At 58.9% G+C, this 15,228-nt stretch carries 19 protein-coding genes; 14 read left to right on the top strand and 5 right to left on the bottom strand.

Annotated features, from left to right (window positions below; all coding sequences use genetic code 11):
• Positions 1–192: 192 nt before the first annotated feature.
• Positions 193–558, top strand: coding sequence for an SPOR domain-containing protein (locus AD666_RS24830; protein ID WP_053158305.1), 366 nt, complete (start codon positions 193–195; stop codon positions 556–558).
• A 73-nt stretch (positions 559–631) separates the two neighbouring features.
• On the opposite strand, the gene AD666_RS24825 is transcribed toward AD666_RS24830, so the two are convergent.
• Together AD666_RS24825 and AD666_RS24820 are read right to left on the bottom strand one after the other, a co-directional pair.
• The gene (locus AD666_RS24825) at positions 632–1,321 is read right to left on the bottom strand and encodes an endonuclease (RefSeq protein ID WP_053158302.1); all 690 of its coding nucleotides are present in this window, start codon (positions 1,319–1,321) and stop codon (positions 632–634) included.
• 5 nt (positions 1,322–1,326) lie between these two features.
• The gene (locus AD666_RS24820; protein WP_053158299.1) at positions 1,327–1,626 is read right to left on the bottom strand and encodes a DUF1654 domain-containing protein; all 300 of its coding nucleotides are present in this window, start codon (positions 1,624–1,626) and stop codon (positions 1,327–1,329) included.
• A 223-nt stretch (positions 1,627–1,849) separates the two neighbouring features.
• On the opposite strand from AD666_RS24820, the gene AD666_RS24815 reads away from it, so the two are divergent.
• From AD666_RS24815 to AD666_RS24785, 7 genes are read left to right on the top strand one after another with little or no spacing between them, the layout of a single operon-like run.
• Positions 1,850–2,809, top strand: coding sequence for a sugar ABC transporter substrate-binding protein (locus AD666_RS24815; protein WP_053158296.1), 960 nt, complete (start codon positions 1,850–1,852; stop codon positions 2,807–2,809).
• Between the two features lie 54 nt (positions 2,810–2,863).
• Complete coding sequence (locus AD666_RS24810) at positions 2,864–4,417, top strand: sugar ABC transporter ATP-binding protein (RefSeq protein ID WP_053158293.1); 1,554 nt, start codon at positions 2,864–2,866, stop codon at positions 4,415–4,417.
• Positions 4,414–5,391: an ABC transporter permease gene (locus AD666_RS24805; RefSeq protein WP_053158291.1), complete on the top strand. Its 978-nt coding sequence runs from the start codon at positions 4,414–4,416 to the stop codon at positions 5,389–5,391. Before AD666_RS24810 ends, AD666_RS24805 begins: the two co-directional genes overlap by 4 nt.
• A gap of 3 nt (positions 5,392–5,394) precedes the next feature.
• Complete coding sequence (locus tag AD666_RS24800; RefSeq protein ID WP_053158288.1) at positions 5,395–6,414, top strand: LacI family DNA-binding transcriptional regulator; 1,020 nt, start codon at positions 5,395–5,397, stop codon at positions 6,412–6,414.
• Between the two features lie 24 nt (positions 6,415–6,438).
• Positions 6,439–7,353 (top strand): ribokinase, encoded by a 915-nt coding sequence (rbsK, locus tag AD666_RS24795; RefSeq protein WP_053158285.1) that lies wholly within the window; start codon positions 6,439–6,441, stop codon positions 7,351–7,353.
• Positions 7,350–7,754: a D-ribose pyranase gene (gene rbsD, locus AD666_RS24790; protein WP_053158282.1), complete on the top strand. Its 405-nt coding sequence runs from the start codon at positions 7,350–7,352 to the stop codon at positions 7,752–7,754. Before rbsK ends, rbsD begins: the two co-directional genes overlap by 4 nt.
• A 28-nt stretch (positions 7,755–7,782) precedes the next feature.
• Entirely contained in the window at positions 7,783–8,811 is a 1,029-nt protein-coding gene (locus AD666_RS24785) for a nucleoside hydrolase (protein ID WP_053158279.1), read from the top strand.
• A gap of 112 nt (positions 8,812–8,923) precedes the next feature.
• Here the strand turns inward: AD666_RS24785 and AD666_RS24780 are convergent, their stop codons facing one another.
• Positions 8,924–9,121, bottom strand: coding sequence for a hypothetical protein (locus AD666_RS24780; RefSeq protein ID WP_053158277.1), 198 nt, complete (start codon positions 9,119–9,121; stop codon positions 8,924–8,926).
• Between the two features lie 296 nt (positions 9,122–9,417).
• On the opposite strand from AD666_RS24780, the gene AD666_RS24775 reads away from it, so the two are divergent.
• The gene (locus tag AD666_RS24775; protein WP_053158274.1) at positions 9,418–9,732 is read left to right on the top strand and encodes an I78 family peptidase inhibitor; all 315 of its coding nucleotides are present in this window, start codon (positions 9,418–9,420) and stop codon (positions 9,730–9,732) included.
• A 67-nt stretch (positions 9,733–9,799) separates the two neighbouring features.
• Here AD666_RS24775 and AD666_RS24770 read toward each other — a convergent pair whose 3' ends face one another.
• Together AD666_RS24770 and AD666_RS24765 are read right to left on the bottom strand one after the other, a co-directional pair.
• A complete protein-coding gene (locus tag AD666_RS24770; protein WP_053158271.1) occupies positions 9,800–10,012 on the bottom strand; it encodes a cold-shock protein in 213 nt (70 codons plus the stop codon).
• A gap of 290 nt (positions 10,013–10,302) precedes the next feature.
• Positions 10,303–10,605 (bottom strand): hypothetical protein, encoded by a 303-nt coding sequence (locus tag AD666_RS24765; protein ID WP_053158268.1) that lies wholly within the window; start codon positions 10,603–10,605, stop codon positions 10,303–10,305.
• Between the two features lie 373 nt (positions 10,606–10,978).
• Between AD666_RS24765 and thrS the strand changes: the two genes are divergently transcribed.
• From thrS to pheS, 5 genes are all read left to right on the top strand, one after another.
• Positions 10,979–12,901 carry a threonine--tRNA ligase gene (gene thrS / locus AD666_RS24760; RefSeq protein WP_053158265.1) on the top strand — a complete coding sequence of 641 codons (1,923 nt, stop codon included), beginning with the start codon at positions 10,979–10,981 and terminating at the stop codon, positions 12,899–12,901.
• Positions 12,901–13,452: a translation initiation factor IF-3 gene (gene infC / locus AD666_RS24755; RefSeq protein WP_172679675.1), complete on the top strand. Its 552-nt coding sequence runs from the start codon at positions 12,901–12,903 to the stop codon at positions 13,450–13,452. The genes thrS and infC overlap by 1 nt, the downstream gene beginning before the upstream one ends.
• Before the next feature lie 60 nt (positions 13,453–13,512).
• Positions 13,513–13,707 carry a 50S ribosomal protein L35 gene (rpmI, locus tag AD666_RS24750; protein WP_002553160.1) on the top strand — a complete coding sequence of 65 codons (195 nt, stop codon included), beginning with the start codon at positions 13,513–13,515 and terminating at the stop codon, positions 13,705–13,707.
• Positions 13,708–13,737: 30 nt separating this feature from the next.
• Positions 13,738–14,094: a 50S ribosomal protein L20 gene (gene rplT / locus AD666_RS24745; RefSeq protein WP_053158263.1), complete on the top strand. Its 357-nt coding sequence runs from the start codon at positions 13,738–13,740 to the stop codon at positions 14,092–14,094.
• A 109-nt stretch (positions 14,095–14,203) separates the two neighbouring features.
• Positions 14,204–15,220 carry a phenylalanine--tRNA ligase subunit alpha gene (gene pheS, locus AD666_RS24740; RefSeq protein WP_053158261.1) on the top strand — a complete coding sequence of 339 codons (1,017 nt, stop codon included), beginning with the start codon at positions 14,204–14,206 and terminating at the stop codon, positions 15,218–15,220.
• The last annotated feature ends 8 nt before the right edge of the window (positions 15,221–15,228 follow it).

Below are 15,228 nucleotides of genomic sequence, written 5' to 3'. Positions count from 1 at the left end.
TACTGCTTATAGATTAGTGCTAAGTGTCACAATGTGGGTGCCTCTTTCTGACGTGCAGACGCTGCATTAATTCCCAGGGTGCGACTATACAGAGACGCCGGGCAGGATTCTCGTGTTTTGAGTGCTGTTTGCGGGGTTCTTGGTGCGCACGGGTGCTAAAATCCGCGCCTCATGTCTTCCAGAGGAAACGTTGTGCGCAAATTGGCTTGGGTTATTGCGGTATTGATGCTGGCAGGATGCGGTGAGGGACGTGACGCGCAAGCGCCGAAGCCAAAGCCGCCCGCGGCCTCCGTACCGGCAGCAGCCACCGCGCCACAGTGGGGTGTGGAGGTTCGAGGTGAGACGCCGCAGGCTGTCAGCGACCTGACTGGCTGGCTCATCGAGCACAGCTTCATGTCCACTGTGACCAAAGAGGGTGGCAAGGACCGGGTCCTGGTGGGACCTTTCAGCTCCAAGGCCGACGCCGAAGCCGGGCAGGAAAAAATTACCGCCGCCCTGGTCCGTGCAAAAAAGCGCAACATCGAGACGCAGGTGGTGGATTTTCCAACGGCTCAATGATCGGTAGGGCAAAGCCTGTGGAAGCGAGCGGGCTCGCTCCCACAGTTGATTTGTGCTGCTCACAAATGCGAGGTCAGCCGCAGGCTTTCAGATCCACCGGTCCCACGAACTCGTTGCCACGCCCCATGACACAGGCCACGCTCTGGTTTCGCTGGCGTTCCCAGTTCTCTACCGGGTAGGTCTTGTCCCAGGCTTCGAACAGGCGGCGGTCCTGCTTCGAAAGGCGCAGGCCGTATTGTTTGCTCATGTAGAAATACGTTCGGGCGATCATCCCTCGGATGGATGGGCGGGGCATGACTTTCTTGGCCTGGAAGTCCACCTGGGTCAGGCATGAGCCGTACTGGCCCTTCTGCACAGGCAGCCAGCCGAAGCTGAAATTGCTCCGATCACCGTTCACTTCCCCGATGCTGGGCACCAGGTTGTGAAGGTCGGCCTCGGCGCGCTGATAGACCGGGTCATAACGGGTGCAGTTCTTGCGACCGCCTTGTTGCCAGCATTGGCGTTGATGACCGATCTGCCACGCTGGAACGATATGCTCCCACTCGATCCGGGCGGCGCGACTGGCATTCTTGCGAGGTACGTAGCCGCAAGCCGACAGATTCACGCGATTGCCGGTGTACTTGCAGCCGCAATAAAACTCCGTGGATTGCGGAGCGTAGAGTTTCCAGGCGATTTTCTTGGCTTCGTTGAAGGTGCGAGGGGCGGCGGCCTGGGCACCTGTGGCGATGAATACAAGCAGTAATGCAAGACAGCGAACGATCATCAGGCTCAATCTTCCTTTGGCACAACCCAGAAAACCTGCACGCCACCGTCGTCGCGATAGGCGAGGGTGACGTTGTCGTTCTCGTCGATTTCTTCCAGCAGGCGCTCCCATTCCTCCACGGGTTCGTCGGGAAGACGAAAGATCAGCGCTGCCTTGGCTTTTTGCGCGATGGGGGAATTGATGATTTTCGAGACCCGCAGGCCGAGTCGCGTATAGGAATCTAAGGGGGTAGTTGCAGCGGAAGGCGTAGCCACAGGATTATCCTTATTAAGCTGTACGTGCATACAGTATTTAACCGTAGGCATTTACGCAACTGCTTAAAATTCAAGAAAATCGTCTGACAGCGCTTTTTCAAATTTGGTGTAGGAAAAAAGATCTTTTTTGTCGACCCGTGTAAAAGAGCGGTAGTCCGTGATTCGGGACGTTGACAAATCATCGAAGCATTACCATAGTTCACTTCACGCAAACGTTTGCGCGACCTTCGCGCGATGCTTTTGCTCACAATAATCATAAGATCGGAGTGAATCCATGAAGCTGCCCTTTGCTGGACGCTTTCTCGCTGTCGCCATGCTCGCAGCCACGTCCGCTGCGCTGCCTTTCTCCTCGACACTCGCCCAGGCTGCCGAAAAACCCAAGGTCGCCCTGGTGATGAAATCCCTGGCCAATGAGTTCTTCCTGACCATGGAAGACGGTGCCAAGGCCTATCAGAAGGAACACTCCGCCGATTTCGACCTGATCTCCAACGGAATCAAGGATGAAACCGACACCGCCAACCAGATCCGTATCGTCGAGCAGATGATCGTCTCCAAGGTCGACGCCCTCATCATTGCGCCAGCCGACTCCAAGGCCATGGTGCCGGTGATCAAGAAGGCCGTCGATGCCGGCATCACCGTGGTCAACATCGACAACCAGCTCGATCCGGCTGTGGTCAAGAGCAAGAACATCAACGTACCGTTCGTAGGTCCCGACAACCGCAAGGGTGCGCGACTGGTAGGTGAATACCTGGCCAAGCAGCTCAAGGCCGGTGACGAAGTCGGCATCATCGAAGGCGTATCCACCACCACCAACGCCCAGGCCCGTACAGCCGGTTTCAAGGATGCCATGGAGGCGGCGCAGATCAAGGTGGTGTCTCTGCAGTCCGGTGACTGGGAAATCAACAAGGGCAACCAGGTTGCCGCGTCGATGCTCAGCGAATACCCGAACATCAAGGCGCTGCTGGCCGGCAACGACAGCATGGCGGTCGGAGCGGTGTCGGCGGTACGGGCAGCCGGCAAGGCAGGCAAAGTGCAGGTCGTCGGCTACGACAACATCAATGCCATCAAGCCGATGCTCAAGGACGGCCGCGTCCTGGCGACCGCCGACCAGTTTGCGGCCAGGCAGGCAGTCTTCGGCATCGAGACTGCGTTGAAAATCCTCAAGAAGGAAAAAGTCGAGATCGGCGACAACGGCGTTATCGAAACTCCAGTCGAGCTGGTGACCAAGCAGTAATCCTGGCGACACAACGGCGCTCGCCCATCCGGGCGGGCGCATGGAGAGTTTTTTATGTCCGTTTTCGACCCGAACGCTGTCCTTTCCGTCAGCGGTATCGGCAAGACTTATGCCCAGCCGGTGCTGGCCGGCATCGACCTGACGCTGATGCGCGGCGAAGTGTTGGCGCTGACCGGTGAGAATGGCGCCGGTAAGAGCACCCTGTCCAAGATCATCGGTGGGCTGGTGACGCCCACCACCGGACAGATGCAGTTCCAAGGGCAGGATTATCGCCCCGGTAGCCGTACCCAGGCCGAAGAGCTTGGCGTGCGCATGGTGATGCAGGAACTCAACCTGTTGCCGACCCTGTCCGTGGCCGAGAACCTGTTTCTCGACAACCTGCCCAACCGCTGCGGCTGGATCGACCGCAAGCAACTGCGCAAGGCGGCGATCGAAGCCATGGCCCAGGTGGGGCTCGATGCGATTGATCCCGACACGTTGGTGGGCGAGCTGGGCATCGGTCACCAGCAGATGGTCGAGATCGCCCGCAACCTGATCGGCGATTGCCATGTGCTGATCCTCGATGAGCCGACCGCCATGCTGACGGCTCGTGAAGTCGAGATGCTTTTCGAACAGATCACCCGCTTGCAGGCTCGGGGCGTGTCGATCATCTACATTTCCCATCGCCTCGAAGAACTGGCACGGGTGGCCCAGCGCATTGCGGTACTGCGCGACGGCAATCTGGTCTGCGTCGAGCCGATGGCCAACTACAACAGCGACCAGCTGGTGACGTTGATGGTCGGCCGGGAGCTGGGCGAGCACATCGACCTGGGCCCGCGCCAGATCGGCGCGCCGGCGTTGACGGTCAAGGGCCTGACCCGTTCCGACAAGGTTCGCGACGTTTCCTTCGAAGTGCGCGCTGGCGAGATATTCGGTATCTCCGGACTGATCGGGGCAGGGCGCACCGAGCTGATGCGCTTGATCTTCGGCGCCGATACGCCCGACAGCGGCACCGTGGCGCTGGGGTCGCCGGCCAAGGTTGTTCACATCCGTTCACCCGCCGATGCAGTGGCCAATGGCATTGCGCTGATCACCGAGGACCGCAAGGGCGAAGGCCTGCTGCTGACTCAGTCGATCGCCGCCAACATTGCCCTGGGCAACATGCCTGAGATTTCCAGTGCCGGCATCGTCAATGGCAAAGAGGAACATGCGCTGGCCCGTCGACAAATCGACGCCATGCGAATTCGTAGCTCCAGCCCGACGCAGTTGGTGTCCGAGCTTTCGGGCGGCAATCAGCAGAAGGTCGTGATCGGGCGCTGGCTCGAACGCGATTGTTCGGTGTTGCTGTTCGATGAGCCGACCCGTGGCATCGACGTGGGCGCCAAGTTCGACATCTATGCGCTGCTTGGCGAGCTGACCCGCCAAGGCAAGGCGCTGGTGGTGGTCTCCAGCGATCTGCGGGAATTGATGCTGATCTGTGACCGGATCGGTGTGTTGTCCGCCGGGCGCCTGATCGACACATTCGAGCGCGACAGTTGGACCCAGGATGACTTGCTTGCTGCCGCATTCGCCGGCTATCAAAAACGTGATGCGTTGCTCAACGAAGCAGCGCCTAGGGAATTTTCATGAAAACCGCATCTGCCGTCGGTAAACCGAGTGGACACTTCTTCGGGCTCGGCACCTACCTGGGCTTGGCTGGCGCGCTGCTGGCCATGATCGCGCTGTTCTCGGTCCTGAGCAGCCATTTCCTTTCCTACGACACCTTCAGCACCCTGGCGAACCAGATTCCGGACCTCATGGTGCTGGCGGTCGGCATGACGTTCATCCTGATCATCGGCGGCATCGACCTGTCGGTGGGCTCAGTGCTGGCGCTGGCGGCGTCGACGGTAAGCGTGGCGGTGCTTGGTTGGGGCTGGAGCGTCTGGCCATCGGCATTGCTGGGCATGGCCGTGGCGGCACTGGCGGGGAGCGTGACGGGTTCGATTACCGTGGCTTGGCGGATTCCATCGTTCATCGTCTCACTGGGCGTGCTGGAAATGGCCCGGGGCCTGGCCTACCAGATGACCGGTTCCCGGACGGCCTACATCGGCGACTCCTTCGCCTGGTTGTCCAATCCGATTGCCTTCGGTATCTCACCATCGTTCATTATTGCCTTGCTGGTGATCTTCATTGCCCAGGCCGTGCTGACCCGCACTGTGTTCGGTCGTTACCTGATCGGCATCGGCACCAATGAGGAAGCGGTGCGCCTGGCGGGGATCAATCCGAAACCCTACAAGATTCTGGTGCTCAGCCTGATGGGGTTGCTGGCCGGTGTGGCGGCGCTGTTCCAGATTTCCCGCCTGGAAGCAGCCGATCCGAACGCCGGCTCCGGCCTTGAATTGCAGGTCATTGCCGCCGTGGTGATCGGTGGCACCAGCCTGATGGGCGGACGCGGTTCGGTCATCAGTACGTTCTTCGGCGTGCTGATCATCTCCGTGCTGGCCGCCGGCCTGGCGCAGATCGGCGCCACCGAGCCGACCAAGCGGATCATTACTGGCGCGGTGATCGTGATTGCGGTGGTGCTGGATACCTATCGCAGCCAGCGCGCCAGCCGGCGGACCTGATCCATGGCGACGATCAAAGATGTCGCGGCGCTCGCGGGGATTTCCTACACCACTGTGTCCCATGTCGTGAACAAGACCCGGCCGGTCAGCGAAGAGGTACGGCGCAAGGTCGAGGCAGCCATCGAACGCCTCGACTATGTGCCCAGCGCCGTGGCCCGTTCGCTCAAGGCCAAGACCACGGCCACCATCGGCCTGTTGGTGCCCAACAGCCTCAACCCGTACTTCGCCGAGTTGGCCCGGGGAATCGAGGATTATTGTGAACGCAATGGTTATTGCGTGATCCTGTGCAACTCCGACGACAACCCGGACAAGCAGCGCAGCTACCTGCGAGTGCTGCTGGAAAAACGCATCGATGGATTGATCGTCGCTTCCGCCGGCGGTGACGTCGGCCTGGTCGAGGGGTTGGCCGGCGTGCGTACGCCCATGGTCATCGTCGACCGTGGCCTGGACGGCGTCGATGCGGACCTGGTGCGCATCGATCACGAATACGGCGCGTACCTGGCGACCCGGCACCTGTTGGAGCTGGGGCATCGGGACATTGCGTTTATCGGTGGTCCTGCAGACACCAGCGTGGCCCAGATGCGTCTGGCCGGTTACTGCCGGGCGCTGGAGGAGGCGGGTGTCGAGCTGCCGGTGGAGCGCATGCTCGAAAGCGATTTCACCAGCACCGGTGGCTATCGTGCTGCGGCCACGCTGCTTGAGCATCAGCCACCCAGTGCGATCTTCGCGGCCAACGATATGATCGGCATCGGTGTACTGCGGGCCGCCGCCGAACGCAATGTGCGGGTACCCGGCGAGCTGTCGGTGATCGGCTTCGACGATATCCAGATGAGTCGGTATGTCTATCCGGCGTTGACCACCGTGGGGCAGTCGATCCTGCAGCTTGGTGAAATGGCGGCCGAGGTGTTGTTGCGGCGGATCGCCACGCCCACGCTGGCCACCGACCAGCGGATCGTCACGCCGAGCATTGTCCTGCGAGAGTCGACTGCGCCGCTGTCCGGTACCTTCGCCCAATACCGCTGAACCGAATGGAATGAGTAGTGACGTATGTCTGCAAAAGTAGTGGTAATAGGCAGCCTGAACATGGACTTGGTGACTCGCGCACCGCGCCTGCCCCGGGGCGGCGAAACGCTGATCGGTGAGTCGTTTTCCACCATCCCGGGCGGCAAGGGAGCCAACCAGGCCGTGGCCGTCGCACGCCTCGGGGCGCAGGTGTCCATGGTCGGGTGCGTGGGCAATGATGCCTATGGTCAACAGTTGCGAGGCGCGCTGCTCGCCGAAGGCATCGATTGCCGGGCCGTCAGCGTCGTGGAAGGCTCCAGCGGCGTGGCCCTGATCGTGGTCGATGACAACAGCCAGAATGCGATCGTTATCGTGGCCGGTGCCAATGGCGTGCTCACCCCTGATGTCCTGGACGGAGTCGACGAGGTGCTGCAGAGCGCCGATGTCATCATCTGCCAGCTCGAAGTGCCGGATGCCACCGTCGGCCATGCGCTCAAGCGCGGTCGCGAGCTGGGCAAAACCGTCATACTGAATCCGGCGCCGGCTTCCCATGCCTTGCCGACCGATTGGTACGCCAGCGTCGACTACCTGATCCCCAACGAAAGCGAAGCTGCGATGCTGAGCGGGCTGGCGGTCGACTCCCTGGAAAGCGCCGAAGCGGCTGCCGCACAGTTGATGGCCGCGGGCGCTGGCAAGGTGATCGTGACGTTGGGCAGCCAAGGGTTGATGTTCGCCAACGGATCGAGCTTCGAGCATTTCCCGGCGCCCAGAGTCAAGGCCGTGGATACCACGGCGGCAGGGGACACCTTCGTCGGTGGGTTTGCCGCGGCCCTGGCCAATGGAAAAAGCGAGGTCGAGGCAATTCGTTTCGGTCAGGTGGCTGCCGCGTTGTCGGTCACCCGTGTCGGGGCGCAGCCGTCCATTCCCACGTTGCTTGAAGTACAGGCGTTCAAATCATGAAGAAGACTCCGTTGTTGAATATCGCCCTGTCGCGACTGATCGCTTCCCTTGGTCATGGCGACAAAGTGGTCATTGGCGATGCCGGCCTGCCCGTACCGCCACAGGTCGAACTGATCGACCTGGCCCTGACCCCTGGCATCCCCGATTTCGTCAGCACGCTCAACGCGGTGCTCAGTGAAATGCAGGTGGAAAGTCATGTGCTGGCCGAGGAGATATTCGATAAACAGCCGTCGGCCCTGACGAGCCTTGAGACGCTTCATGCCCGGAATGCGCTGGGGGCGCGGGAGTTGGTCAGCCATGAACAATTCAAAGTCCTCAGCCGACAGGCTCGGGCGATCATTCGCACAGGAGAATGTTCTCCGTACTGCAACATTGTGCTCATTGCTGGAGTCACCTTCTAACCTGTCAACCCTGCACAAGGAGTGCGCCATGCACCGCTATGCTCAAAAAATGCATCAACTGCTTCGGAGTCTGCTGCTGTTGTCACTGATCACTGCTACGAGCGCCCAGGCGGCGGAAAAGATCGATCTGATCATCGACACCGATCCGGGGGCCGATGATGTGGTTGCCCTGTTGTTCGCCCTGGCGTCCCCCGATGAGCTGAACATCCGCGCCCTGACCACCGTGGCGGGCAATGTGCGCCTGGACAAGACCTCCCGCAACGCTCGCCTGGCCCGGGAGTGGGCAGGGCGCGAGGACGTGCCGGTTTACGCCGGTGCGCCCAAGCCAATGATGCGCACGCCCATCTATGCGGAAAACATCCATGGCAAGGAAGGCCTGTCGGGTGTCACCGTGCATGAGCCGAAGAAAGGGCTGGCCAAGGGCAATGCGGTCAACTACCTGATCGATACCCTCAAGGCCGCCAAGCCCCACAGCATTACCATCGCCATGCTGGGCCCGCAGACCAACCTGGCCCTGGCGCTGATCCAGGAGCCGGACATCGTCCAGGGCATCAAGGAAGTGGTGATCATGGGTGGCGCGCACTTCAACGGCGGCAACATCACACCGGTGGCCGAATTCAACCTGTTCGCCGATCCGCAAGCGGCCGAGGTAGTGGCCAAAAGCGGTGTGAAGCTGACTTACCTGCCGCTGGACGTCACCCACAAGATCCTCACCAGCGAAGCGCGACTCAAGCAGATCGCGGCTGTGAACAACAATGCCAGCAAGCTGGTGGGCGATATTCTCAATGAGTACGTCAAGGGCGACATGGAGCACTATGGCATGACAGGCGGGCCGGTGCATGACGCTACGGTGATTGCCTACCTGCTCAAGCCGCAGTTATTTACCGGCCGCTCGGTCAATGTGGTGGTGGACAGTCGCGAAGGCCCGACGTTCGGGCAGACCATCGTCGACTGGTATGACGGCTTGAAGGCACCCAAGAATGCATTCTGGGTGGAAAACGGCGATGCCCAGGGCTTCTTCGACCTGCTGACCGAGCGCCTGGCACGCCTCAAATAATTCAATGTGGGGATCGAGCTTGCTCGCGATGGTAGAGCATCAGTCAACGATGATGCTGGCGGGGCCTCCGCTATCGCGAGCAAGTCCGGCTCCTACAATTCGTTGCGTCGCTTCAATCTACCTTGTCGACAAGACTCGGATAGCGCTCGAATGCCTGCTGGATGAAGTTCCGGGCGACCTCTGTCCCCAGTTCCCGTACCAGTAACTCGATGCCGATGATTGCCAGTTCCTCGGGGCTGCCGGGGCTATAGGAGCTGTGGCCCTCCAGCCATTTGGCATTGATGGTGGCTTCGATGCTGACGATGCTCATGATGGGGCCCGCGAGGTGGGAGACAGGTAGACTGAGTTAACCATTTTTACGCCGGGTTTTGCACTGCGACTTAGGCATCAGGAAAGGGCTGTGCCACACTTGCCCCAGGCACCCTTGGACTCTATTGACGTGACCGAACCCGTTCATATTCAGTCACGATTGATCTCTGAACAGCGGCCTTCGGCTCAGGCAAACTGCGGTTCCCGGATGAAGGCATGCTGATAACTTCCTCGTGCGAAACCAAGTTTCGTTTGGGTTGTCGCACGCTCTCTCTTCAACATAAAAAAGGAGGCTTCATGCCTTGGAAGCTCGCTTCATTGTGCATTGTACTGGCTGTCGTATCGTTGAGTGGTTGCAGCAGCACCGCTGAAACTACCTCAGGACCAGTGGCAAGCGAGGCGGGGGATGGGCGCTGCGAAGCGAAGGCTGCCGAGTTCGCCATTGGCAAACAGGCCTCGCCGCAGTTGCTGGAACAGGCTCGCACCCGTTCCGGCGCGCAGATTGCCCGGATCCTCAAGCCCAACGACATGGTAACGCTCGAGTACCGCTCTGATCGGCTGAATCTCAATACCGACGCCAACCTGGTGGTCAATCGGGTGAATTGCGGCTGAGCGGCAGGTTTCGACTGTCCATAAAAAACCCCGTCACATGGACGGGGTTTTTTAGCGCGCCGAGAAATTACTCTGGGCGAACCTGTGCAGCTTGCATACCCTTTTGGCCTTTCTCAGCCACGAAGGAAACGGACTGGCCTTCTTTCAGGCTTTTGAAACCGTCAGCTTCGATAGCTTTGAAGTGTACGAACAGGTCGTCACCGCCACCTTGAGGAGTGATGAAGCCGAAGCCTTTTTCATCGTTGAACCATTTAACGGTGCCGGTTTGGCGATTAGACATGGTGTATCTCCAAGAAACATATATTTTCAGTAGTGCTGTGCTGCTCAGGCCAACTGGGCACACCGGAGTATCATAGTCGAAATGTTCGGTTTGGGAGCCCCCCGGACGTACGGTTTGCCAATCAGTCGCGTTTTCACTCTCCCTTGAATTGACTGGAGGCCCCGGTTTTAAAGGCTTTCAGCCGAAAGTAAAGACGACAAAAAAAGCTGTAAAACCTGAAAAAAACGTCGGAAAAAGGGAGTTTTCCAGCTTTTTTAACGTCGCCGGGACGCTTCAAAGGACTCGTTCAGTCATTTTTTTGCTGGCGTATTGGCCTTGCATTTTGCGATCTGGCCAAGGGCTTTCTGTTGCAGTTCCGGAGTCGCCTTGTTGTCCATCAGTGCCTGGATGTCTCTCGCCGGATAGGATTTGATAGCGTCGGCGCCACAGGCGCAGTGGGATTTGGCTGCCGCCGCGCCGATCTGTGGCGTTGCGGCCTGGGTGCACTGGGCCATGTATTTCTCACGCTCACCCTTGGGCCAGTCGGCATGGGCGGTCAACGGAAGCAGAAGGGCGAGGGGGGCGACTACTGCGAATAAAGTATTCAGACGCATGCTGGGATGCTCCTTTTACGGTCGATAACGTGTCATCTGAGGCGTTTTTGAGCGCTTCAGTTCAGCACTCTGGCATAAAATCGCCGAATTTACGCCCGCCGCAATCCGGCGCGGCGGCGACCGTTCATCTGTGCTAGCATGCCGGGCTCGGGTATTTTCAGGCGCCGGATGGCAGCAGCTTCCGGTGGCGGCAAATGTTCGAATAACCCTGATTTGAATCCCAGTCACTCTGGTTCGGTTTCCCGGTTGGCCGAAAGGCTCCTGCCGCTGTAAGGCAGGCGTTCATCGTTGAATGGCCTGGACTGGATCTTGTACTGGCTCATCCCAACCCACGTGACCTTTGGTAGGGGTCACCACTAGGAGAGGAGGCGCCATGCCAACTATTACTCTTCCCGACGGCAGTCAACGCTCATTCGATCATCCGGTCTCCGTTGCCGAGGTCGCCGCATCCATCGGCGCAGGCCTGGCGAAAGCCACCCTGGCTGGCAAGGTCAACGGCAAGCTGGTTGACGCCAGCGATGTCATCGACGGCGATGCTACGCTGCAAATCATCACGCCCAAGGACGAAGAGGGGCTGGAAATCATTCGCCACTCTTGCGCGCACCTGGTCGGCCACGCGGTCAAACAGTTGTACCCGAGCGCGAAAATGGTCATCGGGCCGGTCATCGATGAAGGCTTCTATTACGATATCGCCTTCGAGCGTCCTTTCACGCCGGACGACATGGCTGCCATCGAGCAGCGCATGCAGCAGTTGATCGATAAAGACTACGACGTCATCAAGAAAGTGACCCCGCGCGCCGAAGTCATCGAAGTTTTCAAGGCCCGTGGCGAAGATTACAAGCTGCGTCTGGTGGAAGACATGCCGGACGAGCAGGCCATGGGCCTGTATTATCACGAAGAATACGTCGACATGTGCCGCGGTCCGCACGTGCCGAACACCCGCTTCCTGAAGTCCTTCAAGCTGACCAAGCTGTCCGGCGCCTACTGGCGTGGCGATGCGAAGAACGAGCAGCTTCAGCGGGTCTACGGCACCGCCTGGGCTGACAAGAAGCAACTGGCAGCTTACATCCAGCGCATCGAAGAAGCCGAGAAGCGCGATCACCGCAAGATCGGCAAGCGCCTGGGCCTGTTCCACACCCAGGAAGAGTCGCCGGGCATGGTGTTCTGGCACCCGAACGGCTGGACGATGTACCAGGTGCTCGAGCAGTACATGCGTCAGGTCCAGCGTGAAAACGGCTACCTGGAAATCAAGACACCGCAAGTGGTGGACCGCAGCCTGTGGGAGAAATCCGGGCACTGGGCCAACTACGCCGACAACATGTTCACCACCCAGTCGGAAAACCGCGACTACGCCATCAAGCCCATGAACTGCCCTTGCCACGTGCAGGTGTTCAACCAGGGCTTGAAAAGCTACCGCGAGCTGCCAATGCGCCTGGCCGAGTTCGGTGCATGCCATCGTAACGAGCCGTCGGGGGCCTTGCATGGCATCATGCGCGTGCGTGCGTTCACCCAGGATGACGCGCATATCTTCTGCACCGAAGAGCAGATGCAGGCCGAATCCGCCGCGTTCATCAAGCTGACCATGGACGTCTATCGCGACTTTGGCTTCACCGAGGTCGAGATGAAGCTGTCCACTCGTCCGGAAAAACGCGTCGGTTCCGACGAGCTGTGGGATCGCGCCGAAGCTGCGTTGGCCGCTGCCCTTGACAGCGCGGGCCTTGCGTACGACTTGCAGCCAGGCGAAGGGGCTTTCTACGGTCCGAAGATCGAGTTCTCGTTGAAGGATTGTCTCGGTCGGGTCTGGCAGTGTGGTACCTTGCAGCTCGATTTCAACCTGCCGATCCGTCTGGGCGCCGAATACGTGTCCGAAGACAACAGCCGCAAGCACCCGGTCATGCTTCACCGTGCGATCCTCGGTTCCTTCGAGCGTTTCGTCGGAATTCTGATCGAGCATTACGAGGGCGCGTTCCCCGCATGGCTGGCGCCGACCCAGGCAGTGATCATGAATATCACTGATAAACAGGCAGATTTTGCGGCTGAAGTCGAAAAAACTCTCAACCAAAGCGGATTTCGTGCCAAGTCCGACTTGAGAAATGAAAAGATCGGCTTTAAAATCCGCGAGCATACCTTGCTCAAGGTTCCCTATCTTCTGGTTATTGGAGATCGGGAAGTCGAGATGCAGACTGTCGCTGTGCGTACTCGTGAAGGTGCTGACCTGGGCTCGATGCCTGTCGCCCAATTCGCCGAGTTTCTCGCGCAAGCGGTTTCCCGGCGTGGTCGCCCAGATTCGGAGTAATTATTATTAAGCGTGATATGAGACAAGATAAACGAGCTGCACCGAAAGCCCCGATCAACGAGAATATCTCGGCACGCGAGGTTCGGTTAATTGGCGCTGACGGCGAGCAGATTGGCATCGTCTCGATTGATGAAGCGCTTCGAATTGCTGAAGAAGCCAAGCTTGATCTGGTAGAAATTTCCGCAGACGCGGTCCCACCGGTTTGCCGGGTGATGGACTACGGCAAGTCGATCTTCGAGAAGAAGAAGCAGATTGCCGCGGCGAAGAAAAACCAGAAGCAGATTCAGGTAAAAGAAATCAAGTTTCGTCCAGGGACGGAGGAAGGGGATTACCAGGTAAAACTGCGCAACCTGGTACGTTTCCTGAGTGACGGGGACAGGGCCAAGGTATCCTTGCGATTCCGCGGCCGTGAGATGGCCCACCAGGAGCTGGGGATGGAACTCCTCAAGCGGGTTGAACAAGACCTGCTCGAGTACGGTTCGGTCGAACAGCATCCTAAGATGGAAGGACGCCAGCTGATCATGGTCATCGCCCCGAAAAAGAAGAAGTAATCACCAGGGCACGGCAGGCCTTGCGATTATGTTTATCAACTGAATGCGGAGTATCCGAACATGCCAAAGATGAAAACCAAAAGTGGTGCTGCCAAGCGGTTTCTGAAAACTGCTAACGGCATCAAGCACAAGCACGCTTTCAAGAGCCACATCCTGACCAAAATGTCGACCAAGCGTAAGCGTCAACTGCGCGGTAGCAGCTTGCTGCATCCGTCTGACGTGGCAAAAGTCGAGCGCATGCTGCGCCTTCGTTAATTTTTGGATCAAGAATAGAGGAAGTAACTCATGGCTCGTGTAAAGCGTGGCGTCATTGCCCGTAAGCGTCACAAGAAAATTATGAAACTTGCTAAAGGCTACTACGGTGCGCGTTCCCGCGTATTCCGTGTTGCCAAGCAAGCCGTAATCAAGGCAGGCCAATACGCCTACCGTGACCGTCGTCAGAAAAAACGTCAGTTCCGCGCTCTGTGGATCGCTCGTATCAACGCTGGTGCGCGTACCAACGGTCTGTCCTACAGCCGTCTGATCGCTGGCCTGAAAAAAGCGTCGATCGAGATCGACCGTAAGGTTCTGGCTGATCTGGCAGTGAACGAAAAAGCGGCGTTTGCTGCGATTGTCGAGAAAGCTAAAGCCATCCTGGCTTAAGTACCCCCGACAGTCACCTGGGTCCACCTCTGTGGGCTCTGGTGCCAAACGTCTTAAATAGGGGAAGAGCCTTAAAGCTCTTCCCCTATTTTGTATCTGGAGTCTGTACATGGAAAACCTGGATGCGCTGGTCTCTCAAGCACTAGAGGCTGTGCAAAGCGCTGAAGATATCAATGCCCTGGAGCAAATCCGGGTTCACTACCTTGGCAAGAAGGGCGAGTTGACTCAGGTGATGAAGACCCTGGGGAACCTGCCGGCCGAAGAGCGTCCGCAGGTCGGTGCGCTGATCAACGTTGCCAAGGAGCGTGTCACAGAGGTCCTTAATGCGCGCAAGGCGTTGTTCGAGGAGGCGGATCTGGCCGCCAAGCTCGCCGCCGAGTCCATTGACGTGACCCTGCCTGGCCGTGGCCAGACTTCCGGCGGCCTGCATCCGGTTACCCGGACCCTGGAACGCATCGAGCAATTCTTCACCCACATTGGCTACGGCATCGCCGAGGGCCCTGAGGTCGAAGACGACTATCACAACTTCGAGGCGCTCAACATCCCTGGCCATCACCCGGCCCGGTCGATGCACGACACCTTCTATTTCAACGCCAACATGCTGTTGCGCACCCATACCTCGCCGGTACAGGTCCGCACCATGGAGTCGAAGCGGCCGCCGATACGCATTGTCTGCCCTGGCCGTGTGTACCGTAGCGACTCGGATATCACTCACTCGCCGATGTTCCACCAGGTCGAGGGCCTGCTGGTGGATCGCGACATCAATTTCGCCGACCTGAAAGGCACCATCGAAGAGTTCCTGCGGGTGTTCTTCGAGAAAGAGCTGGCGGTGCGTTTCCGTCCTTCGTACTTCCCGTTCACCGAGCCTTCGGCGGAAGTCGACATGGAATGCGTGATGTGCAGTGGCAAGGGCTGCCGCGTCTGCAAGCAGACCGGCTGGCTGGAAGTCATGGGCTGCGGCATGGTTCATCCGAACGTGCTGCGCATGTCCGGGATCGATCCGGAAGAGTTCTCGGGCTTTGCCTTCGGCATGGGCGTCGAGCGCCTGGCGATGCTGCGTTACGGTGTGAATGACTTGCGCCTGTTCTTCGACAACGACTTGCGGTTCCTTGCGCAATTTCGCTAGCCGTCACG

This window comes from Pseudomonas sp. Pf153 (assembly GCF_001269775.1).
GTDB classification, from domain to species: Bacteria; Pseudomonadota; Gammaproteobacteria; order Pseudomonadales; family Pseudomonadaceae; genus Aquipseudomonas; species Aquipseudomonas uvaldensis.
This window is presented reverse-complemented; position numbering and strand designations above follow the sequence as displayed.